Genomic DNA, 21,099 nt, shown 5'->3' with positions numbered 1-21,099 from the left:
ACTTCTCCAAAAATTAGAACTGTAATTGCTTGGAAATAAGCAATAAATTACTTTTGTTGTTCAAGGAAAGATTAGAATGAAATTAAAACATTTAACCACAGCCATTATCATGGCATCGCTGCCTGCAACAGGGGTTTTTGCAGCAGCTTTGGATCGTTCAGGTCAATCCATATCGGCATTTCTACAACCTGGTAACTATTTTGAAGCTGGTATCTCAATTCTAGATCCTGATGTTTCTGGCAAAACCAAAGACAATTATCCTAATGCAGCACTGCCATTACTCTCAAACACGAGTACTGGTGAAATGGCAGATGACTATCAATTTTATAATGCAGCATTAAAATTACAGCTTCATCCAAACTTTTCTTTTGGCTTACTTTATGATCAGCCATTTGGAGCTAAAGCCACTTATTCAACTACAACCGCAGCACTACCTACGGTACTGCCTGGAGCCGCGGCTGCTTTAGCTGGTCATGGAGCATTCCATAATGGTAGCGAAGGGACTGAAGTTGATGTAACTACTCAAAATTTGTCGTTTATTCTAGGTTTTCAACCTACTGTAAACTGGAATATTTATGGTGGTGCTGCCTATCAAACCGTTAAAGGTAGCGTCCAATTACGAGGTACAGCTTATGGTGGAAATGCAACATTTGGTGGTTACAATGCCAACATTAAAGAAACGGGTGATGTGGGCTGGCTAGCAGGTGTTGCATTCCAGCTGCCTGAGATTGCGTTAAAAACGTCTTTGACTTATCGTTCTGAAATCGAACACTCAGTCAATGCCAGAGAGACTTTCAATTCTGCGGGAAGCTTTGGTGCATTAAACTTCTTAACACCAAATAAAACCGACATTACCACACCTCAATCAGCAAACTTAGACTTCCAGACAGGAATCATGGCTGACACGGTTGCTTTTGCAAATGTGCGCTGGGTGAACTGGAAAGATTTTTCAATCCGTCCAGATAAATTTGGTAAAGCAAGCCTGATTGCTGGTCAAAGTCCGACAGTTAATAAACCAAATGGTTTTGATCTGGTCGCTTATACAGATGATCAATGGTCTGCAAATGTAGGGGTTGGCCGTAAACTAACAGAGCAATGGGCGGGCAATATTTCAGTAGGCTGGGACTCTGGCGCAGGTAATCCAGTGACAACACTTGGCCCAACAGAAGGTTATTGGAATGTTGGTCTAGGAGCGCAATTTAGTCCAGCGCCAAACTATTTTATTGCAGGTGGTGTAAAATATTTTTGGTTGGGTGATGCCAAAGCACAATCTGGAGCACAATTTGGTACTTCTGAGTATGTCGCTGATTTTACCGATAATCATGCCATCGCTTATGGTTTAAAAATTGGTTACCGCTTCTAAAACTTGATTTAAAATATAATAAAAAAAGCACCCGAGGGTGCTTTTTTTATGAATTGCCCTGCTCTAAAGGTAAACCTGCATCTTTGGCAGCGCGGGTTCCTCCCATCAGAATGACATATTCGCGTGCAGCATCAAAACCATCAAGTAATTCCGCCGCACGTGGTGCTTTACTACCGCCACCGCATAAAATATAAATCGGCTGATCCGCAGCCACCTGAGTCAGACTATCGGACTTTAAATCATTAATAGGTTGATTTATTGCGCCTTTAACATGCCCTTCAGCATATGATTTTGCGTCACGGACATCCCAGATAATGGCATTTTCTGGGAACTCAAATGTCGTAATTTCTTGTTTACGGATCATTGCGCACTCCTTTGATGTAAACAACACTTGGCAAATGAAGAAAACATCCCTAGCATCTCAGATATTCTTTCACTTTGCAAAGGTCTAAGCTATGCCTTCTTTCGATATTGTTTCTGAATTAGAGTTATTTGAAGTTAATCACGCGGTTCAAAATACTCAAAAAGAAATCGCAACACGTTTCGATTTCCGTGGACAAGATGTTTCTATTGAACTGAATGAAAAATCCAAAGAAATTAAAATCAGTACAGAAAGTGATTTTCAGTGCGAACAAGTCTATAACATGCTGGAAAATCATTTCTATAAACGTAAAATTGATGTTCAAGCACTTGATCCGCAAAAAGCCACAGCTTCTGGAAAAAATGTAGTACAAGTAATCAAACTCAAAGATGGACTTGACTCAGATACCGCAAAAAAAATTAATAAAGCCATTAAAGAAAGTGGTATCAAAGTGCAATCTTCTATACAGGGAGACAAAATTCGCGTGACCGATAAAAAACGTGACACTTTACAACAGGTCATGGCTTTTCTAAAGGAACAACAGTTTGGTCTTCCCTTGCAGTTTAATAACTTTAAAGATTAACTTCAGCTCTGTTCTTTTTACACAGGATGCACTATGTCACAGGCCAATCGTTTATCAAAACTGGTGAAAACCACGTCAAAATTTCCGAAAAGTATTCGTAGTACACTCTGGAGTAAAGCCTTTGGTCGGATTGTACCCATGGTCGGAACCGCCAATATTCGTTATCTAGAAGTTGATCAAGACCATGTCGTGGTGCGTCTGGAAAATCAGCGCAATATGCAAAACCACATTAAAGGTGTACATGCTGCTGCGATGGCATTACTCGCTGAAACTGCGACAGGCTTTTTAACAGGGCTGCATGTCCCGGATAATCGAATTTTGCTCATTAAATCACTGCATGTCGATTATTTAAAAGTGGTACAAGGTGGATTAACGGCAACAGCAACTTTATCGCCTGAACAGCAAAAATTTATTGCAGATAATGAAAAAGGTGAATTATTGATTCCTGTGACGGTCATTGACGATGGTTCAAATGAACCGATTCATTGTGAAATGTTATGGGCATGGTTACCTAAACGTCCAAAATAATTTATATAATAACTAAAGCCCAAACATGTATTTGGGCTTTAGTTATTTTGATCTTTATTTTTGATCACTAAATAAAATGCTCTACGATTGCAACGATTTGTTTTAAATATTCAGCATCTACTTCATCAAAGCTATCCAATGTATCGCTATCAATATCCAATACTGCAACACATTTATTCTGCTTCATCACAGGTAAAACAATTTCAGATTTTGAATCAGAGCTACAAGCGATATGCCCTGGAAATTGCTCCACATCTGGCACGATCATAACGTTCTGCTGCTGCCATGCTGTACCGCAAACGCCCCGCCCTTTGGCGATCCGTGTACAGGCGATTGGTCCCTGAAATGGCCCCAAGACTAATTCATTATCCTTAACCAGATAAAATCCAATCCAAAACCAGTTAAATTGTTGCTTTAATGCCGCACAAATATTGGCAAGATTGGCGATCACATCACTTTCATCTGCAACAATGGCCTGAATTTGTGGAATCAGGCTTTGGTATTGTTCAGCTTTATTGCCCTGTTGTAGCGATAATTCTTCTGCCATATCATTGATCCAAATTAAAGTATTGTATCGGATGGAACCCTCCAAGCCTTATCTGTTTATGTGAAAAGTACATAGTTGAATATTTCTAAGTGTAAATAAAACTCATAAAAAAGCTCAGCATCATGCTGAACTTTTTGGAAACTTTAGTTTGTAAATTAAACTGCTAAAAATTTCTGCTTAACTTCTTCAGGAATTTGTCGTTTATTACCTTTTACATCCACCGCCACAAAGGTAAAAATTCCCTCCGTCACTTGTTTGGGTTGACGAGATTCATCGTGACTATCCCAAACTTCAATCTGGATCTGAATTGAAGTATTTCCCACTTTTAGAAGTTTGGTATAACAACTAATCACATCACCAACTTTAACAGGAACAAGGAAAGTCATCTGATTAATTGAAATGGTTGCACAACGTCCTTTACTAAAACGCTCTGCATGAATTGCGCCTGCCAAATCCATCTGCGAGACAATCCAACCGCCAAAAACATCACCACTCCAGTTGGTATCGGCAGGCATTGCAATGGTTTGAAGGGATAAAGTTCCTTCAGGCTTTTTGAGAGACTCTGACACATTAACTCCGAACTTGGGCTTGTAATTGCTGATCCAGCCACTGCTGTAACTCACTGGATCGAAGCGCGCCGCTTATTCTACCAATTTCGTCGGTTTTATTCATCAAAACCAGTGTCGGAATACTACGGACATGAAAAGCCTGACTTAAACGCGGTGAAGCTTCAGTATCAATTTTGGCGAAAATAACATGTGGATTCTGCGCTGCAACCTGAGCAAAATGAGGTGCCATCATCTTGCATGGCCCACACCAATCTGCCCATAAATCGATCAGAATGGGTAAATCACTATTGCTTACATAATGACTGAAGTTTTGCTCATTCAGCTCAATCGGTGCAAGTGGAATCAGCGCGGTATGGCATTGACCACATTTAGGATCTGCATTTAATTTTTCTTCGGCGACCCGATTTTTAGCACCGCAGCTTGGACAAACAATAATCATATTAAGTCACTCCAGTATGTTGATGTAAAAATTCTAATTGGGTTGCTACTGCTTTTTCAAACCATTTGCCATGATAAATATCAAAATGACACATATCCCATTCATGATAAGTCACAAACGGTGCAATATTGGTCGCAGCTTCACGACTCGAATCTATAGGAACCAGACTATCCAGTTTCGCGACAATGAATAAGACTGGAATACTAATATCGCGTACAGATTGAATCGGCCGATAACGAATCAGTTGAAATAATGCGCGGGCAGGAACTTCACCACTCCAATAGTAATCAGGATTTACAATCGATAAGTAGCCCTGATAGCTATCACTGGTTGGAAAAAAGGAAAGCTGTTGTTGTGCCACGACGGGCAAGGTTCGTGGGTTTAATCCAACCTTTGCCCCCATATAATCCTGACTAGATAATTTAAGAGCTTTGGGTAATTGCTGGATCGGATAAATTTTGGCAGTTTCGGCACCATCCACAAAAGGCACCTGTACCATAATGGAAGAAATATTTTTTAATTCACTGGCTAGATTGAGGACATAACCACCACTGAGCCCAGTTCCCCAAAGTACAATACGTCGCTGATCTACCCACTTACAAGCACTTATATATTGAATAACTGTTTTCCAGTCTTCGATCTGATCTTTGAGTGAAATAAGTTCTCTGGGCTTTCCTGTGCTTCCGCCCCAATAGCGATAATCAAATAGCACCACCGCATAGCCCGCCTGAGCAAATTTTTGTGCGTACTGAATCAATTTAAACTGGCGTAATGCGGCAAATTCATGTGCCATGATGATCACAGTAGGTTTCCGATCTGCTTTGGGACGATAGAAGTCAGCAGCTATGGTCTCTTGACCAATGGGTACATACAGCGGCTCAACTGTATAAGCAGGCATACGCGCTCCAATGCGTTATATTTTGGTTATCGGTCGTTATATATTTTAAAAGCACTGTTTAAAGTGACAGGGTGCTTAGTGCTATGATACAGCATAAACGTTTTTTTAAATTTTGGAGTGACGAAATGACGGATAATGTTGGTTTTGCAGGTCAAATTGGCCCAGAACATGTCGAGCAAGTGGTCGAAAAAGGCTTTAAATCCATCATTAATAACCGACCTGATATGGAAGGTGGTCCAGAACAACCGACCAGTGCTCAAATCGAAGAAGCTGCGCGTAATGTAGGACTTGACTATGTGTATCAGCCTGTCATTGCGGGTCAAATTACAGAGTTGGATGTGCGCAATTTTGCCAATCATTATCATGAATTACCAAAACCGATTTTAATGTTCTGTCGTACAGGTAATCGTTCGAATAATTTATATCAGTTGGCTAAACAAATGGACTTACTGGATGACTAAAGTTTTGTGTCTTAGCCTAATATTCTGCTGTATAACATTCACTGCTTGCAGTACTGTAAATGTACGCCCCACAGCCAGTGTGATGGTAGGAACTGGGATATAAAAAACAGCGCCGAAGCGCTGTTTTATGAAATTTATGGGCAAGACCCTGTGTTAATCCCATACGGACTCTTCAAATTAGGCCCATAACTACCATCAGTACTATAATCGGAATTCACTGAAGGTAGCCCTAAATTATAAGTAGTCCGATTTGGCAAAGATGCAACCGTAGTTGATGCTCCAATTTGTACATTTAACCATCGTGCATAGATCTTTGGATATCGAATTACAAAGTCAAATTTACCTTGGGCATCTGTTGTATAAGTAGCAGTAGCCCCGTTACCTCCAACAAATGTTGGAACTTGTACGGGTATACTATTGACCTCATTATTAGTAATCGCATTTAAAGATCCTATTGCACAATCTCTGACTGATGTTGTACTTAAATTAATAACAAAGTCGTCAGAAGTATCATCTGGTGTACTGTTATTATTCAAAGCAACGCCATTTTTGACATATACATTTGCGCTACTTAAATCATAATAATTCTGTCCCGCTGTTATCCATTGAGGCTTACCATCTGTTGTACCTTGTAGAAGTGCATTTCTCCAGACATATTGCCCTTTAGAATAAAAGGTTGGAGTTATATCCATCGTAACAGATTGATTATTCAATGGTTTTCCATCCTTATCAACCACACTTACTGACATATTCCGAGTGTAGTATATACCATCGCTTGAAGTCCCAACTTCAGTTGGATTTACACCAATTACAATCGATGCCACAGGGTTTTGAACAACCGCTTGTACAATATCTATAAGAGAAACTTGTGTTGCATTGGTATAGCCTGTTTCTTTAAAACTCGCACTTAAACGTAAATCATCTGTTGCAAAATTAGTTGCACTGTAGCCTGTATTACGAGCACTTTCATCAACTTTTATTTTAAAGACAGCTTGTCCATTCGCATCTGTAGTAAGCCCAGATGGACCCACTATAATTGCACCATTAACTACAAAGTTATCAATTCCGAGCATTACATATTGATTCGCAACACCACCACCATTTTGATCAACCAAAGTTACAGTAACATCTGAAGTATCATTACGAACATTAAGTGTCGGTTTCGCTGATGAGATACGCAATGAATATCGTGCAGGTAAATCAACGGCAGGTTGTGTTGGCTGTTTAAATGCATCTAAACGAGCAATCTGTTTTGCAATTGCACCATTAGCATCCTGATTACTCGCAGTTAATTCTATACCACTAGCAATAAGTAAATCTCCATCAACAGTTTGCCCATCAACTGCAACTGAAAAAAAAGCATTCCCTTGAGAATCTGTTTTTAATGTTTGCGGTGTACCACTTGTATTTGATGGAGCGCTACTTCCAGGATTACCAATAATAATTCCTGCTGAATTATTAACTGCTAATGTAATATCTTGGTTCTGTACTGGAAGATTATTTTTATCTAATAACGTGACCGTAATAATTGATCTATCACCACTAACGTTCAGGTTACTTTTTGAACTTGAAATTACTAAATGATTCTGATTAAGAACTTCAGCAACTTCAAAATTAATCGTGGTCTCTAATTTTTCCCCTTTAGGATTCGTTATAGCTCCTTTAACCTGAATACCAGAAGACAATAATGCAGATTTTGCTGAATCAGAAATATCTTTAGGAATGATAATTGAAATAGGAACCTCGCCATTTGCAGAAGTTACCACTGAATCGGCACTGAGTTTCACTCCCGCAACAATTGCTTCAGTATTTAAAGATAAATTCACTGGATAACCTGTGTTTGCACCTAATTCGTCTTTAACTGCAACATTGATTTGATAAGTTTTACCTAATTCCAATTCATTTTTGTCAGCAGTTAAACGTAAATTTACTGAATCTTTAGGAATTGTAACTTGAATAATTCCAGTCTGTTGAACACGATCACCATTATTTTGGTTTGTTCCAACAACTGCAAATCCAATTCCATTTTTAATTAGGTTAGCATCATATTGACCTTCAGCAACTTTTACCGTGAAAACAGCCTCACCTTTACTATTGGTCGTGAGTGTCGTATCAGACAAAGAAACACGAGAACCAGCTAAATTTGATAGTGCAATTGCTAGTGCTGTATTTGCAATGGTTTTGCCACTAGCATCTGTAGCAACTACCTTAACTTGAACTTCGCCACCTAATACAGAAACTGTTGGTTCATAAGTAAAGCTAAGGTTAACCAGATCAGGAATAATGATTGGAGGAGTGATTAATTGAACAGAACGTGTCGCAGAAATTGTTGAACCAGAAGCCTGAGCAACAATCGTTAAACCATTTGCAATCAGATTCTCTATTTCTTTAGTATTTTTAGGTGTTACATTAATTGTAAAAATTGCTTGTCCATTTGTATCGGTAACTTGAGTTGCATTTGCAATAACAGCACCATTTTGCAAAGGTGCAGTATTTATGCCCAAACCAATACCTTTATTTGCAAATGCTTTACCATCAGTTCCAATAGCATTTACTTTCACTATTAATGTTGTTGTTTTATTAACTTCTAATGTTTTAATGCCATCAGTATCAATATTTAAGGATTCAAGTGCAATTTCTGATGATGCTGTTGGCTCTTTAAAGTTTAAAGATAGCATTTGTGTTTTCCCATTTGCAGCTGTAGCCAACAGTTTTACACCTGCTAATGCTAATTGCTTTTGTTCATCTGTACCAGCATAGGTATATTTAAATTTAAAGGTTGCATAACCTTCAGCATTTGTTGTCTGTATTAGTGAACCATCCGCTTTTAATCCTAAAGCATCTAGTTGTTGATCAGATAAGCCCATACGTTTTAAAGAAATAGTTTGCCCAGATAGACCACCATCATCCTTGGTTCCATTAGCTTGGACTGTAATCGTAATATTTTGATTTTGTGAATAATCAAATGCTTTTACAGGATCAAATGATAAGTACCTAACCTCATCATCAGCCTGTGCTTTCGCTTTAACTTCAATCTTAATACTTTGACTAATATCGTTATCGGTTTTGAATGTTGCAGTAATGCCAGCTGCAACTAATGCTGCTACGGCTGCATCTGTCTTAGCATTAGTATGTAAAGTGTAAGTAATATATCCTTCGACCGAAGCACTAAAATCTCTTTCAGAACTACCATCAAAACCAACCCCGTTTGCATTTGCTTCGTTATTTAAATTTAAAGTTAGTTTTCCTTTAGTTGCCGCCTCACCCTTGTTATTAATACCTTTAACTCGAATTGTAACGGTATCATTTTGTGCATTAACCGTATATGAAGATGCAATTTCTAAACGTTGCAAAGCCAATTGATCAGTTGCACTGGTATCTGCCGTAATAACGCTGATCGTATCTTGGGCAAAGATTTCAGAGTTATCTGAATATATTGCTTTTAAATTAATGCCCTGTTGAGTTAAAGCAACTGGATAACTTGAATTTGCTTTTAATGTAAATACAGCATAGCCATTTGCATCAGTGACTGCTTCAGTTTGATCAATAGTCACCCCATACGCATCACTTTTATCCGTGAATACAAGTTTAACTTTTTTATTCGCAAGAGCTACATCATTACTGTTTTTGGCACGTACTTTAACAGTCGTTGTTCCATTTTGTGCAACAATTGGAGCATCTGCTTTAATTAACTCAAGTTTTTGGACAACTTGGGAAGTATCCTTAAAAGTAATAGATCCAGAGACTGTTTTTTCTGCTTTATTTTCATCAATCAGTTTAAAGCTTAAAGATTGTGATGTAGATACAAATTTTTGAATATCATCAGAACTCAAGTCAGAATTTGCAACAATGGTAAATTTTGCCTTTCCTTGACTATCTGTACTGATATTAGAGCCAGTTGAGATAGAAAATTTCCCTTGCATTTCTTGTGGAAGTGTTAAAGTGATCGACTCACCTGCTTTTACACCGCCATTTTTATCTGTCACTATTGCAGTAATATCTGCTGAACCTTTAGGTAAATTTAATACTACGCCTTGTTGAATATTAAGATTATAATTACTAACAATAGTACTGGTTTTCTTAATATTTAAGGTATAGCTTTGCTTGATAGTAGTACCATCCACGACAGCCGTTAATTGCACCTTACCAGACGACGCAATGAGAGTCGGAATACTGACTTCAAATATCGCAAAACCGTTGTCACCTGTCGTAACTAAAGAAGTCTTACTGGTAACACCTAGATTATCACTATCTGAAATTGCTAATCTTACCTGCTTATTAGCGATTCCACCTTTATCGGCATTCAGAACCTGCACCGCAATTTGTACAACGGAATTATCATTTGCCTGTTGTATAGTAGCACCACTAGTATCTTTTAACTTAATATCAATACTTTCAGCTACAGTAGAGCTATCAGTTGAGGAATTATTACTATTGTTGTTACTTGAATTATTATTGCTTGAATTGCTGCTTCCACCATAATAACCATCACTACCGCCACCACCACAAGCAACTAATGCTAAAGATGATCCTAAAACTGTCGATTTAACCCCTAATTTTCTCAAATTAGCTAAATAAGTCATAGTATTTTCCATTTTATATAATATATTTTGCCACCAAAAAACATGGATGACCTTTTATACGAAAATTTACTCAAATTAACATAATTTATCAATCTAATCCTGACATAATTTAATAAATCTTTTTATTAAGAAAATTAAAAAAACATGTAATTTTCTTAATATATTATTGCAACTGAAATATTTTAATATAAGACAATACTCAAACGGATTGAATATGTACGATCTCATCATTATCGGTGCAGGTACAGCAGGTATCAGTGCATATAAAGAAGCAGTTAAATATACCCAGAATATTTTAATCGTTAACGATGGCCCATGGGATACGACCTGTGCCCGCGTTGGTTGTATGCCAAGTAAAGTACTCATTTCATCAGCCAATCGAATGTATGATAGTCAACACATTAATCAGGTTGGTATTTCAGTTGAATCCTCATTTGACACTTCCCATGTCATGTCCCATGTTCGCGCATTAAGAGATCGTTTTACTACTGCGACTATAAAAGATGTACAAAGTTGGCCAAAAAACCATCGGCTATCAGGTAAAGCAACTTTTATGAATTCATACACTATCGAAGTCAATGGAAAACACTATCAGGCAAAATCTTTCATACTTGCTGTAGGCTCAAGACCAGCCACTAGTCAGGAATGGAAAGATCTTTTAAAAGAAAAATTTATAACATCAGATGAAATATTTGAGCTTAAAAAACTTCCATGCTCTTTAGCAGTCATCGGTAGTGGCGTCATTGCGATCGAGTTAGCCCAAGCCTTTTCAAGACTCGGTGCTAAAACGGCTATTTTTGCGCGTAGCAAACGCGTTGGTATTCTAACTAGTCCAAATTTACAACAATTGGCACAACAACAACTTTCTACAGAGTTAAATATTTACTTTGAAACATTGCCTAATTCTGTAAAGTTAACTGATCATCAAGTTGAGTTAAATTTCAAATACAATGGAACAGAACAAACAGAAAAGTTTGATTATTTACTTAACGCCACGGGGCGTTCCAGTTTATTAGATTCACTAAATTTGAATAAAATTGATCCACAATTTTCTGATGTGAAAAAACTTCCTATTCATCCAGAAACAAAGCAATTAGGTAAATTACCCATATTTATTGCTGGTGATGCTTATACAGATACCCCTCTTCAACATGAGGCAGCGCATGAAGGGCGGAAATTAGTACATAACTGTCTACACTATCCCAAAACCAAAAATATCAAAAATTTAACGCCCTTAGGTATAGTTTTCTGCTCTCCTGAAATGGCTATTGCTGGGCAAAGCTATCGTCAGTTACAAGATAAAAATATTGATTTTGTGACAGGTTACGTTTCTTATGAGAAACAAGGCCGTGCATTAGTATTAGGGAAAAATAGAGGTGGTGCCGAAGTCTATTTAGATAAAAAAACACAAAAACTACTTGGGGCAGAATTATTTGTACATTCAGCAGAACATTTGGCTCATTTACTTTGCTGGATGATTCAACAGGAAATCACATTAGATGAGATCTTAGAACAACCTTATTATCATCCAACGCTAGAAGAAGGCTTACGTACCGCATTTAAACATGCTCGTCGGCAAATTAAATCAAGCTGAATCAATTTAAAGTATGATCTCTAGCCTGAAAATGCAGGTGCGAACTGGGTAGATGAAACTGTACATCGATGTACCACGGGAGGCTGGGTATTGATTAGCTCACGTAATCCCGATGATATTCCATACTTTAACCAAGCTATCGTTCAGGAATTAACAGCTAATTAAGTTTTTGATTTATATTTATTCTCTTTATAAAAAAAAGCACCCCCTCTGCATAAGCGGAGGGGGTGCCTTAGATTTAAAAGCTGGCGATGACTTACTCTCACATGGCTAACGCCACACTACCATCAGCGCGAAGAGGTTTCACTTCTGAGTTCGGGAAGGGATCAGGTGGTTCACTCTTGCTATTGTCGCCAGCAAACTGTTGTGGTGTTTTGGGGTCTTATTCACATTACTTAATAATGTATGCCTTACTTACGAACCAAAGAATTATTAACGAATTGGAAATTGAGTCGGTATTGTAACTAGTTTATTGACTAAATCAAGTTTTCGTATCGAATTTATCTTGAATACAACAACTGTTTGGGTGTTGTATAGTCAAGCCTCACGAGCAATTAGTATTGGTCAGCTTCACATATCACTATGCTTCCACATCCAACCTATCAACGTCCTAGTCTTGAACGGCTCTTTAGGTGACATATAGTCACAGGGAAATCTTATCTTGAGGTAGGCTTCCCGCTTAGATGCTTTCAGCGGTTATCCCTTCCGAACATAGCTACCCGGCGATGCGACTGGCGTCACAACCGGTACACCAGAGGTTCGTCCACTCTGGTCCTCTCGTACTAGGAGCAGATCCTCTCAAATTTCCAGCGCCCACGGTAGATAGGGACCGAACTGTCTCACGACGTTCTAAACCCAGCTCGCGTACCTCTTTAAATGGCGAACAGCCATACCCTTGGGACCTGCTTCAGCCCCAGGATGAGATGAGCCGACATCGAGGTGCCAAACACCGCCGTCGATATGAACTCTTGGGCGGTATCAGCCTGTTATCCCCAGAGTACCTTTTATCCGTTGAGCGATGGCCCTTCCATACAGAACCACCGGATCACTAAGACCTACTTTCGTACCTGCTCGACTTGTGGGTCTCGCAGTTAAGCGCGCTTTTGCCTTTATACTCTACGCGTGATTTCCGACCACGCTGAGCGCACCTTCGTACTCCTCCGTTACTCTTTAGGAGGAGACCGCCCCAGTCAAACTACCCACCAGACATGGTCCTCGCCCCGGATTACGGGGCAGAGTTAGAACCTCAACATTACCAGGGTGGTATTTCAAGGACGGCTCCAATGCAACTGGCGTCACATCTTCATAGCCTCCCACCTATCCTACACAAGTAAGGTCAAAGTTCAATGTCAAGCTGCAGTAAAGGTTCACGGGGTCTTTCCGTCTAGCCGCGGGTACACTGCATCTTCACAGCGATTTCGATTTCACTGAGCCTCTGCTGGAGACAGCGCCGCCATCATTATGCCATTCGTGCAGGTCGGAACTTACCCGACAAGGAATTTCGCTACCTTAGGACCGTTATAGTTACGGCCGCCGTTTACTGGGGCTTCGATCAAGAGCTTCGCTTACGCTAACCCCATCAATTAACCTTCCAGCACCGGGCAGGCATCACACCCTATACGTCCACTTTCGTGTTTGCAGAGTGCTATGTTTTTAATAAACAGTTGCAGCGGCCTGGTTTCTGCGGCTGCCAACCGCTCAGGGAGCAAGTCCCATCACCGTCAGCAGCGTACCTTCTCCCGAAGTTACGGTACCATTTTGCCTAGTTCCTTCAGCAGAGTTCTCTCAAGCGCCTTGGTCTACTCGACCTGACCACCTGTGTCGGTTTCGGGTACGATTCCTGTGTAACTGTAGCTTAGAGACTTTTCTTGGAAGTATGGTATCAGCCACTTCACTGTACAAGTACAGCTTGATATCGACTCTCAGCATAGAGCACCCCGGATTTGCCTAAGATGCATGCCTACTGTCTTCCACCTGGACTACCAACGCCAGGCTGACTTAACCTTCTCCGTCCTCTCATCGCATTACACAGAAGTATGGGAATATTAACCCATTTCCCATCGACTACGCCTTTCGGCCTCGCCTTAGGGGTCGACTCACCCAGCCCCGATTAACGTTGGACTGGAACCCTTGGTCTTTCGGCGAACGGGTTTTTCACCCGTTTTGTCGTTACTCACGTCAGCATTCGCACTTCTGATACCTCCAGCATACTTCTCAATACACCTTCATCGGCTTACAGAACGCTCCCCTACCACGTAACTTAAAGTTACATCCGCAGCTTCGGCACATAGTTTTAGCCCCGTTACATCTTCCGCGCAGGCCGACTCGACTAGTGAGCTATTACGCTTTCTTTAAAGGGTGGCTGCTTCTAAGCCAACCTCCTAGCTGTCTATGCCTTCCCACATCGTTTCCCACTTAACTATGATTTTGGGGCCTTAGCTGGCGGTCTGGATTGTTTTCCTCTTGACTACGGACGTTAGCACCCGCAGTCTGTCTCCCGGATAGTACTCATAGGTATTCGGAGTTTGCATCGGTTTGGTAAGTCGGGATGACCCCCTAGCCGAAACAGTGCTCTACCCCCTATGGTATTCGTCCGAGGCGCTACCTAAATAGCTTTCGGGGAGAACCAGCTATCACCAGGCTTGATTAGCCTTTCACCCCTATCCACAAGTCATCCCCTGGCTTTTCAACGACAGTGGGTTCGGTCCTCCAGTTAGTGTTACCCAACCTTCAACCTGCTCATGGATAGATCGCCTGGTTTCGGGTCTATACCCAGCAACTAAACGCCCTATTAAGACTCGATTTCTCTACGGCTCCCCTATGCGGTTAACCTTGCTACTGAATATAAGTCGCTGACCCATTATACAAAAGGTACGCAGTCACCGAACAAGTCGGCTCCCACTGCTTGTATGCATGCGGTTTCAGGATCTATTTCACTCCCCTCACAGGGGTTCTTTTCGCCTTTCCCTCACGGTACTGGTTCACTATCGGTCAGTCAGGAGTATTTAGCCTTGGAGGATGGTCCCCCCATATTCAGACAAGGTTTCACGTGCCTCGCCCTACTCGTCATCATGATGTGTGCCCTTTCGTGTACGGGACTATCACCCTCTACGGTCGCACTTCCCAGAGCGTTCCGCTAAAACACACATCACTTAATGGGCTGATCCCCGTTCGCTCGCCGCTACTAAGGGAATCTCAATTGATTTCTTTTCCTAAGGGTACTGAGATGTTTCACTTCCCCTCGTTCGCTTCAATAACCTATGTATTCAGTTATTGATACCTACCTTATAGTAGGTGGGTTCCCCCATTCAGACATCTCCGGATCAATGGATATTTGCCGCCTCCCCGGAGCTTTTCGCAGGCTATCACGTCTTTCTTCGCCTCTGACTGCCAAGGCATCCACCACATGCACTTAATTACTTGACTATACAACCCCAAACAGTCGTTAATACCTACAAGTAGTATTACCAACATTACAGTTTGAAGTACTGTGCACTTAAGCACCGTACAGCTTCAATCTAAATTCATATACCAAAACGCTTGATTCAGTTAATTTGCTAGTTCTCAATTAACTCTAAGATCAGAATGACTTCTTCTCTCTTTGTTATTGAGTGAACAATTTATTTCAGACTCAATTCTCAATCTGTTAATGAATTAATGTAACCTCGTCAGCTACATTAAACTGTGATTAATCACAGAGCTTAATAAATCATTATATTTATTAAGCTCTATAATTTACTCTAGCCCGTACTCTCTTAAGTACGTGGTGGAGACTAGGAGAGTCGAACTCCTGACCTCCTGCGTGCAAAGCAGGCGCTCTACCAACTAAGCTAAGTCCCCAGCTTATATCATTTACGTATCTTTAACTCTGTACTCATTAATCTATTCGTCAGAATGGTGGGTCTGACAAGACTTGAACTTGTGACCCCACGCTTATCAAGCGTGTGCTCTAACCAACTGAGCTACAGACCCTGAGAAATAAAAAAAGAGATTAATAATCTCTTTTTTTATTTCGCAAGACAAGCGCAGCGCGTAGTGCATGACTTATCTCTGAAATTAAAAGAGAAAACTCGTTCCTTTTCTATCTTTCATTCAGATACCAGAAGAACAACTTGTTGTGGATTCTTACCAATCAACCAATCTTTTCGTTAAGGAGGTGATCCAGCCGCAGGTTCCCCTACGGCTACCTTGTTACGACTTCACCCCAGTCATCGGCCACACCGTGGTGAACGTCCTCTTTGCAGTTAGACTATCCACTTCTGGTGCAACAAACTCCCATGGTGTGACGGGCGGTGTGTACAAGGCCCGGGAACGTATTCACCGCGGCATTCTGATCCGCGATTACTAGCGATTCCGACTTCATGGAGTCGAGTTGCAGACTCCAATCCGGACTACGATCGGCTTTTTGAGATTAGCATCCTATCGCTAGGTAGCAACCCTTTGTACCGACCATTGTAGCACGTGTGTAGCCCTGGTCGTAAGGGCCATGATGACTTGACGTCGTCCCCGCCTTCCTCCAGTTTGTCACTGGCAGTATCCTTAAAGTTCCCACCCAAAGTGCTGGCAAATAAGGAAAAGGGTTGCGCTCGTTGCGGGACTTAACCCAACATCTCACGACACGAGCTGACGACAGCCATGCAGCACCTGTATGTAAGTTCCCGAAGGCACCAATCCATCTCTGGAAAGTTCTTACTATGTCAAGACCAGGTAAGGTTCTTCGCGTTGCATCGAATTAAACCACATGCTCCACCGCTTGTGCGGGCCCCCGTCAATTCATTTGAGTTTTAGTCTTGCGACCGTACTCCCCAGGCGGTCTACTTATCGCGTTAGCTGCGCCACTAATCCCTCAAAGAGACCAACGGCTAGTAGACATCGTTTACGGCATGGACTACCAGGGTATCTAATCCTGTTTGCTCCCCATGCTTTCGTACCTCAGCGTCAGTGTTAGGCCAGATGGCTGCCTTCGCCATCGGTATTCCTCCAGATCTCTACGCATTTCACCGCTACACCTGGAATTCTACCATCCTCTCCCACACTCTAGCTAACCAGTATCGAATGCAATTCCCAAGTTAAGCTCGGGGATTTCACATCCGACTCAATTAGCCGCCTACGCACGCTTTACGCCCAGTAAATCCGATTAACGCTCGCACCCTCTGTATTACCGCGGCTGCTGGCACAGAGTTAGCCGGTGCTTATTCTGCGAGTAACGTCCAGTACCTGGTAGTATTAATACCAGTACCCTCCTCCTCGCTTAAAGTGCTTTACAACCATAAGGCCTTCTTCACACACGCGGCATGGCTGGATCAGGGTTCCCCCCATTGTCCAATATTCCCCACTGCTGCCTCCCGTAGGAGTCTGGGCCGTGTCTCAGTCCCAGTGTGGCGGATCATCCTCTCAGACCCGCTACAGATCGTCGCCTTGGTAGGCCTTTACCCCACCAACTAGCTAATCCGACTTAGGCTCATCTATTAGCGCAAGGTCCGAAGATCCCCTGCTTTCTCCCGTAGGACGTATGCGGTATTAGCATCCCTTTCGAAATGTTGTCCCCCACTAATAGCCAGATTCCTAAGTATTACTCACCCGTCCGCCGCTAAGATCAGTAGCAAGCTACCTCTCTCCGCTCGACTTGCATGTGTTAAGCCTGCCGCCAGCGTTCAATCTGAGCCATGATCAAACTCTTCAGTTAAAATCATTTCGCACCTTATTAAAGACAAGGTGCCAATTCTGGCTCATCAATTACTGACAAATTCTCTCAAATAAACTTCGAGTAATTTAAACCAATCAATTAATGATAATATTTCGATCAATCAATTAGTAAAAATCCACACAAGTTGTTCTTCTATATTCTTAATGATCTTCTTCATGCTTCGTCAGCATCAAGCTAGGTCGGCTATATTACTCTCAATCTCTTAAAAGTCAACAGGCAATTTAGATATTTTTAAAACTCATTTTACTCAACCAAAATATCAATCAAATCCCTCAAGACCCAACCAACACCCTGTTTTTCAACAAGTTTTTATCCGCTTCACCGCCGATGAGTGCGCATTCTACAGCATTCTACAACCAACGCAACCCCTTTTTTTAAAGATTTCACTCCTTCGTCTATGTTTTGATCATATTTGACGGGTTTGATTGTTATTTGCACCAATCAGCTTAATTTAGAAAACAATTCAGCATTTTTTATTATTTTCGTTAAAAATATTTAGAACTTTTTTTAAACAGCTAATTTAAGTAGAATTAGACGACGGTTGCATATTTATAAGTTTTATTGACATGTTTTACAGTATAAGAAGAAGTTTAGCTGTTGCTATGGTCATCCTAATGGCCTGTGAAACTGTGCCCGCTGTTTCTGTCCATAATGCTTATAGCCTGACTTTAGCCATTTTAAGTTATAGTAAATGGCCAAATAATATTACACCAACCTTATGTGTCATTGATAATCCTGTTGCAACGGCAGCGTTTCAAAGCCAAGTCAAACAATCTGCTTATGAATATCATATTCAAGGGCTGAGCGCGGTCAATTTTTCGAAATCTCAATGTCAGGCGGTTTATTTTTCTAATCTCACGCCCCAACAACAGCAAAATTTAGTGAATGCTTATCCTCAAAGAAACCTATTATCTTTTAGCAATAATAATCCTGATTGTGAAACCGGAAGCATTTTTTGTTTATACACGCAGCGCGGATTAACCACCTTCAAAGTTAATCTCGATTCTTTAAGTTATTCTCAGGTTCATATTGATCCTCGAGTACTACTTTTAGCTCGCAATGCGGAGTAAGGAGAAATGATTTCAAATCTGTATAAATCTAAGTCTTTACATTCTTTATTCCGCAAATCTCAGGCAACGATTTTTGCCATTACTTTTTTTATCTGTACATTCACGTTTGTTCTTATTTCAATATTTACCATTGAAACTTATGCCAAACAAAATTTGAATATTTTAGGGTTGACCGTGAGTGAACGGATTCAGCCTGCACTGGTTTTTAAAGATCAACTCACATTACAACAAATTTTAAATGAATATACGGAGCAGCATTCGATTCGTACGATTCATATTTATGACAAAAATCATTTAGAATTGGCATCGAGTTCAAAACCCCCTGTTTATTATAGTCAGCTCCAAAGCTTTTTAGATTATGTTTTTCTAAAAGATCCTATTAAATTAACAGTTTATCATCACAACAACAAAATTGGTGAGTTGGTTCTTTTTGGAAGTTCAGAAAAAATTATTCAGTTTATTATTACCATTCTAATTGGCCTTGCGATTGCCATGATTTTTATTGTCATTGCGCTATGGTGGTCAACCAATATGACCTATCGTTATATTATGCAATCCATGCGCCCATTGACTCAGATTGCCCAGGTCGTCAGCGATCAAAAAGCATATAACCTACGCTTTCCAAATAATAATATTAAAGAGTTTCAAGATTTAAATGATGTATTTAATCAATTATTGGAAGAAATTCAAACGTGGCATACACATCTACAAAATGAAAATCATCAATTATCATTTAAAGCACATCATGACCATTTAACCCAGCTCCCAAATCGAAGCTACTTTTATCAAGAACTGGTTGATTTATTTGAAGATCACCAGAAACGGCAGAATTCCGCTTTGATGTTTATTGATAATAATAATTTCAAACAAATCAATGATCAATTTGGACATCTAGCAGGTGATGCCGTGCTAGAAGAAATGGCGAAGCGTTTAAAATCAAAGCTGAGACATCAAGATTTTATTGCACGTTTGGGTGGAGATGAATTTGCCGTCATTCTGCAATCCATTCACCAAGTTGAACACCTGATTACGATTGCTGAAAATTTAATTGCCAGTAGCAAAGCACCGATTTTATTTGAAGGGCAATCTATTGAATTCAGCTTTAGTTTAGGCATCGCATTTTCAAGATTCGCTACTACGCCAGAAGATTTGATCATGCAAGCCGATCAATCGATGTATAAAGCAAAACATTTAACTCACCACTGGTTTATTTATAAACCTTAATTTTGGAATTCTATATGCTTAACCACTCCCTGAAAATTTCATTTTTAGCAATGATTTGTATTGCTCTTTCTGGTTGCTTAAGTTTTGGCCCATTAAAATATAAACAAGTCCGTATGTTAAAAAAGGAAGGATTCGTACTGACCGATGAAGGCTGGACACTCGGTTTACCAGAACGATTGTTATTTGATTTCGATAAAACAGATATTCAACCTGCACATGAGCAGGAAATTTCACGTTTAAGTCGTCAGTTGCAAAAATATGATTTGCAAAAAGTGAAAATCGTTGGACATACCGACAATATTGGAGCTCCTCAATATAATTTGAAGTTATCCCAAGAACGTGCACAGAGCGTTGCTAATATTTTCATAGCGCATGGTTTTAAAGTACAAAATATACAGATTGTTGGTCGCGGTGCTGAACAACCTTTAGTACCCAATACGACTGAAGAAAATCGTGCTGCAAATCGTCGTGTTGCTGTAATTATTATTCCTTAAACTTAAAATTTTCAAATCTCCATGACAATCATGTGGTGGAGATATTTTGAAAGGAAGAAATTTCTGACATAAAAAAACCGCATTTAAGCGGATATTTTATCTATTTTAAAACTTAAGTTTTAAATGGTCGGAGCAGTAGGATTCGAACCTACGACCCCCTGGTCCCAAACCAGGTGCACTACCAGGCTGTGCTATGCTCCGATACTCTCTTTAAAAGAGTGGGGTGAATGACGGGATTCGAACCCGCGACAACTGGAATCACAATCCAGGGCTCTACCAACTGAGCTACATCCACCATAAAATTTGATTCTTAGTACCAAGCTACCGAATGGCGCGCCTGACAGGATTCGAACCTGTGACCATCCGCTTAGAAGGCGGATGCTCTATCCAACTGAGCTACAGGCGCGTAACCGATGATATGTCTATCATGCGATATTTCGCCGAATTTAAAATATCAAATACATCACAATATTTTAAATGGTCGGAGCAGTAGGATTCGAACCTACGACCCCCTGGTCCCAAACCAGGTGCACTACCAGGCTGTGCTATGCTCCGATCTATCTCAGCTTTTGCTATATCGCACATCGTGCGGTACGGTGTGCATTCTAGGCGCGGCGTGTGATTACGTCAACACCTAGAATTAAAAAAAATTAAAAATCCTTATCGAATGTATATTTA

14 protein-coding genes, 6 tRNA genes, 3 rRNA genes and 1 pseudogene are annotated in these 21,099 nt (G+C 40.5%); 9 read left to right on the top strand and 15 right to left on the bottom strand.

Going from position 1 to position 21,099, the window contains the following annotated elements; genetic code table 11:
• Positions 1-76: 76 nt before the first annotated feature.
• Positions 77-1,363, top strand: coding sequence for an OmpP1/FadL family transporter (locus I6L31_RS13360; RefSeq protein ID WP_005002709.1), 1,287 nt, complete (start codon positions 77-79; stop codon positions 1,361-1,363).
• A gap of 46 nt (positions 1,364-1,409) precedes the next feature.
• Here I6L31_RS13360 and I6L31_RS13355 read toward each other — a convergent pair whose 3' ends face one another.
• On the bottom strand, positions 1,410-1,727 hold the full coding sequence (locus I6L31_RS13355; protein ID WP_004991214.1) for a rhodanese-like domain-containing protein: 318 nt from the start codon (positions 1,725-1,727) through the stop codon (positions 1,410-1,412).
• Positions 1,728-1,818: 91 nt separating this feature from the next.
• Here I6L31_RS13355 and I6L31_RS13350 point away from each other — a divergent pair, with 91 nt between their 5' ends.
• Together I6L31_RS13350 and I6L31_RS13345 are read left to right on the top strand one after the other, a co-directional pair.
• The gene (locus I6L31_RS13350; RefSeq protein ID WP_004991216.1) at positions 1,819-2,307 is read left to right on the top strand and encodes a YajQ family cyclic di-GMP-binding protein; all 489 of its coding nucleotides are present in this window, start codon (positions 1,819-1,821) and stop codon (positions 2,305-2,307) included.
• Between the two features lie 33 nt (positions 2,308-2,340).
• Positions 2,341-2,835, top strand: coding sequence for a DUF4442 domain-containing protein (locus I6L31_RS13345; RefSeq protein ID WP_004991219.1), 495 nt, complete (start codon positions 2,341-2,343; stop codon positions 2,833-2,835).
• A gap of 67 nt (positions 2,836-2,902) precedes the next feature.
• Here I6L31_RS13345 and I6L31_RS13340 read toward each other — a convergent pair whose 3' ends face one another.
• The 4 genes from I6L31_RS13340 to I6L31_RS13325 all read right to left on the bottom strand — a co-directional run bounded on the left by I6L31_RS13340 (position 2,903) and on the right by I6L31_RS13325 (position 5,288).
• The gene (locus I6L31_RS13340; RefSeq protein ID WP_005002707.1) at positions 2,903-3,382 is read right to left on the bottom strand and encodes a GAF domain-containing protein; all 480 of its coding nucleotides are present in this window, start codon (positions 3,380-3,382) and stop codon (positions 2,903-2,905) included.
• Positions 3,383-3,537: 155 nt separating this feature from the next.
• The gene (locus tag I6L31_RS13335; RefSeq protein ID WP_004991224.1) at positions 3,538-3,951 is read right to left on the bottom strand and encodes an acyl-CoA thioesterase; all 414 of its coding nucleotides are present in this window, start codon (positions 3,949-3,951) and stop codon (positions 3,538-3,540) included.
• 1 nt (position 3,952) lies between these two features.
• Complete coding sequence (gene trxC / locus I6L31_RS13330) at positions 3,953-4,390, bottom strand: thioredoxin TrxC (RefSeq protein WP_004991225.1); 438 nt, start codon at positions 4,388-4,390, stop codon at positions 3,953-3,955.
• 1 nt (position 4,391) lies between these two features.
• Positions 4,392-5,288 carry an alpha/beta hydrolase gene (locus I6L31_RS13325; RefSeq protein WP_005002704.1) on the bottom strand — a complete coding sequence of 299 codons (897 nt, stop codon included), beginning with the start codon at positions 5,286-5,288 and terminating at the stop codon, positions 4,392-4,394.
• A 125-nt stretch (positions 5,289-5,413) separates the two neighbouring features.
• Here I6L31_RS13325 and I6L31_RS13320 point away from each other — a divergent pair, with 125 nt between their 5' ends.
• Positions 5,414-5,749 carry a TIGR01244 family sulfur transferase gene (locus tag I6L31_RS13320; RefSeq protein WP_004991228.1) on the top strand — a complete coding sequence of 112 codons (336 nt, stop codon included), beginning with the start codon at positions 5,414-5,416 and terminating at the stop codon, positions 5,747-5,749.
• Between the two features lie 134 nt (positions 5,750-5,883).
• Here the strand turns inward: I6L31_RS13320 and I6L31_RS13315 are convergent, their stop codons facing one another.
• The gene (locus I6L31_RS13315) at positions 5,884-10,332 is read right to left on the bottom strand and encodes an Ig-like domain-containing protein (protein WP_005002699.1); all 4,449 of its coding nucleotides are present in this window, start codon (positions 10,330-10,332) and stop codon (positions 5,884-5,886) included.
• A 214-nt stretch (positions 10,333-10,546) separates the two neighbouring features.
• On the opposite strand from I6L31_RS13315, the gene I6L31_RS13310 reads away from it, so the two are divergent.
• Together I6L31_RS13310 and I6L31_RS18585 are read left to right on the top strand one after the other, a co-directional pair.
• Positions 10,547-11,926 (top strand): dihydrolipoyl dehydrogenase, encoded by a 1,380-nt coding sequence (locus tag I6L31_RS13310; RefSeq protein WP_004991237.1) that lies wholly within the window; start codon positions 10,547-10,549, stop codon positions 11,924-11,926.
• 27 nt (positions 11,927-11,953) lie between these two features.
• A pseudogene (locus I6L31_RS18585) lies at positions 11,954-12,091 on the top strand (protease); the annotation flags it as partial.
• A gap of 78 nt (positions 12,092-12,169) precedes the next feature.
• On the opposite strand, the gene rrf reads toward I6L31_RS18585, so the two are convergent.
• The 5 genes from rrf to I6L31_RS13285 form a co-directional block, all read right to left on the bottom strand.
• Positions 12,170-12,284: ribosomal RNA gene (gene rrf / locus I6L31_RS13305) — 5S ribosomal RNA — on the bottom strand.
• A gap of 175 nt (positions 12,285-12,459) precedes the next feature.
• Positions 12,460-15,352: ribosomal RNA gene (locus I6L31_RS13300) — 23S ribosomal RNA — on the bottom strand.
• Between the two features lie 338 nt (positions 15,353-15,690).
• A tRNA-Ala gene (locus tag I6L31_RS13295) sits at positions 15,691-15,766 on the bottom strand.
• A 55-nt stretch (positions 15,767-15,821) separates the two neighbouring features.
• Positions 15,822-15,898 (bottom strand) — tRNA-Ile (locus I6L31_RS13290).
• Positions 15,899-16,075: 177 nt separating this feature from the next.
• Positions 16,076-17,612, bottom strand: a 16S ribosomal RNA gene (locus I6L31_RS13285).
• Together the 16S, 23S and 5S rRNA genes with 2 tRNA genes alongside form the textbook arrangement of a ribosomal RNA operon.
• A gap of 623 nt (positions 17,613-18,235) precedes the next feature.
• On the opposite strand from I6L31_RS13285, the gene I6L31_RS13280 reads away from it, so the two are divergent.
• The 3 genes from I6L31_RS13280 to I6L31_RS13270 are packed head-to-tail and all read left to right on the top strand — an operon-like array spanning position 18,236 to position 20,421.
• Positions 18,236-18,703 carry a YfiR family protein gene (locus I6L31_RS13280; RefSeq protein ID WP_004993942.1) on the top strand — a complete coding sequence of 156 codons (468 nt, stop codon included), beginning with the start codon at positions 18,236-18,238 and terminating at the stop codon, positions 18,701-18,703.
• Between the two features lie 6 nt (positions 18,704-18,709).
• A complete protein-coding gene (locus I6L31_RS13275) occupies positions 18,710-19,927 on the top strand; it encodes a sensor domain-containing diguanylate cyclase (RefSeq protein ID WP_004991241.1) in 1,218 nt (405 codons plus the stop codon).
• Positions 19,928-19,941: 14 nt separating this feature from the next.
• Positions 19,942-20,421 carry an OmpA family protein gene (locus I6L31_RS13270; protein WP_004991242.1) on the top strand — a complete coding sequence of 160 codons (480 nt, stop codon included), beginning with the start codon at positions 19,942-19,944 and terminating at the stop codon, positions 20,419-20,421.
• Between the two features lie 124 nt (positions 20,422-20,545).
• Here I6L31_RS13270 and I6L31_RS13265 read toward each other — a convergent pair.
• From I6L31_RS13265 to I6L31_RS13250, 4 genes are all read right to left on the bottom strand, one after another.
• A tRNA-Pro gene (locus I6L31_RS13265) sits at positions 20,546-20,622 on the bottom strand.
• Between the two features lie 18 nt (positions 20,623-20,640).
• Positions 20,641-20,716: transfer RNA gene (locus I6L31_RS13260), tRNA-His, on the bottom strand.
• 34 nt (positions 20,717-20,750) lie between these two features.
• Positions 20,751-20,827, bottom strand: a tRNA-Arg gene (locus I6L31_RS13255).
• A 72-nt stretch (positions 20,828-20,899) separates the two neighbouring features.
• Positions 20,900-20,976: transfer RNA gene (locus tag I6L31_RS13250), tRNA-Pro, on the bottom strand.
• Positions 20,977-21,099 lie beyond the last annotated feature (123 nt).

This window comes from Acinetobacter septicus, from assembly GCF_019355975.1.
In the GTDB taxonomy this organism is placed as follows: Bacteria; Pseudomonadota; Gammaproteobacteria; order Pseudomonadales; family Moraxellaceae; genus Acinetobacter; species Acinetobacter ursingii.
The sequence above is the reverse complement of the archived record's forward strand: the minus strand, read 5'-3'. Positions and strand labels throughout refer to the sequence as shown.

Coding starts and splice junctions, on each gene's coding strand:
- I6L31_RS13275 (WP_004991241.1), top strand. CDS start 18,710: ATGATTTCAAATCTGTATAAATCTAAGTCTTTACATTCTTTATTCCGC.
- I6L31_RS13360 (WP_005002709.1), top strand. CDS start 77: ATGAAATTAAAACATTTAACCACAGCCATTATCATGGCATCGCTGCCT.
- I6L31_RS13320 (WP_004991228.1), top strand. CDS start 5,414: ATGACGGATAATGTTGGTTTTGCAGGTCAAATTGGCCCAGAACATGTC.
- I6L31_RS13325 (WP_005002704.1), bottom strand. CDS start 5,288: ATGCCTGCTTATACAGTTGAGCCGCTGTATGTACCCATTGGTCAAGAG.
- I6L31_RS13350 (WP_004991216.1), top strand. CDS start 1,819: ATGCCTTCTTTCGATATTGTTTCTGAATTAGAGTTATTTGAAGTTAAT.
- I6L31_RS13315 (WP_005002699.1), bottom strand. CDS start 10,332: ATGACTTATTTAGCTAATTTGAGAAAATTAGGGGTTAAATCGACAGTT.
- I6L31_RS13270 (WP_004991242.1), top strand. CDS start 19,942: ATGCTTAACCACTCCCTGAAAATTTCATTTTTAGCAATGATTTGTATT.
- trxC (WP_004991225.1), bottom strand. CDS start 4,390: ATGATTATTGTTTGTCCAAGCTGCGGTGCTAAAAATCGGGTCGCCGAA.
- I6L31_RS13310 (WP_004991237.1), top strand. CDS start 10,547: ATGTACGATCTCATCATTATCGGTGCAGGTACAGCAGGTATCAGTGCA.
- I6L31_RS13280 (WP_004993942.1), top strand. CDS start 18,236: ATGGTCATCCTAATGGCCTGTGAAACTGTGCCCGCTGTTTCTGTCCAT.
- I6L31_RS13355 (WP_004991214.1), bottom strand. CDS start 1,727: ATGATCCGTAAACAAGAAATTACGACATTTGAGTTCCCAGAAAATGCC.
- I6L31_RS13345 (WP_004991219.1), top strand. CDS start 2,341: ATGTCACAGGCCAATCGTTTATCAAAACTGGTGAAAACCACGTCAAAA.
- I6L31_RS13340 (WP_005002707.1), bottom strand. CDS start 3,382: ATGGCAGAAGAATTATCGCTACAACAGGGCAATAAAGCTGAACAATAC.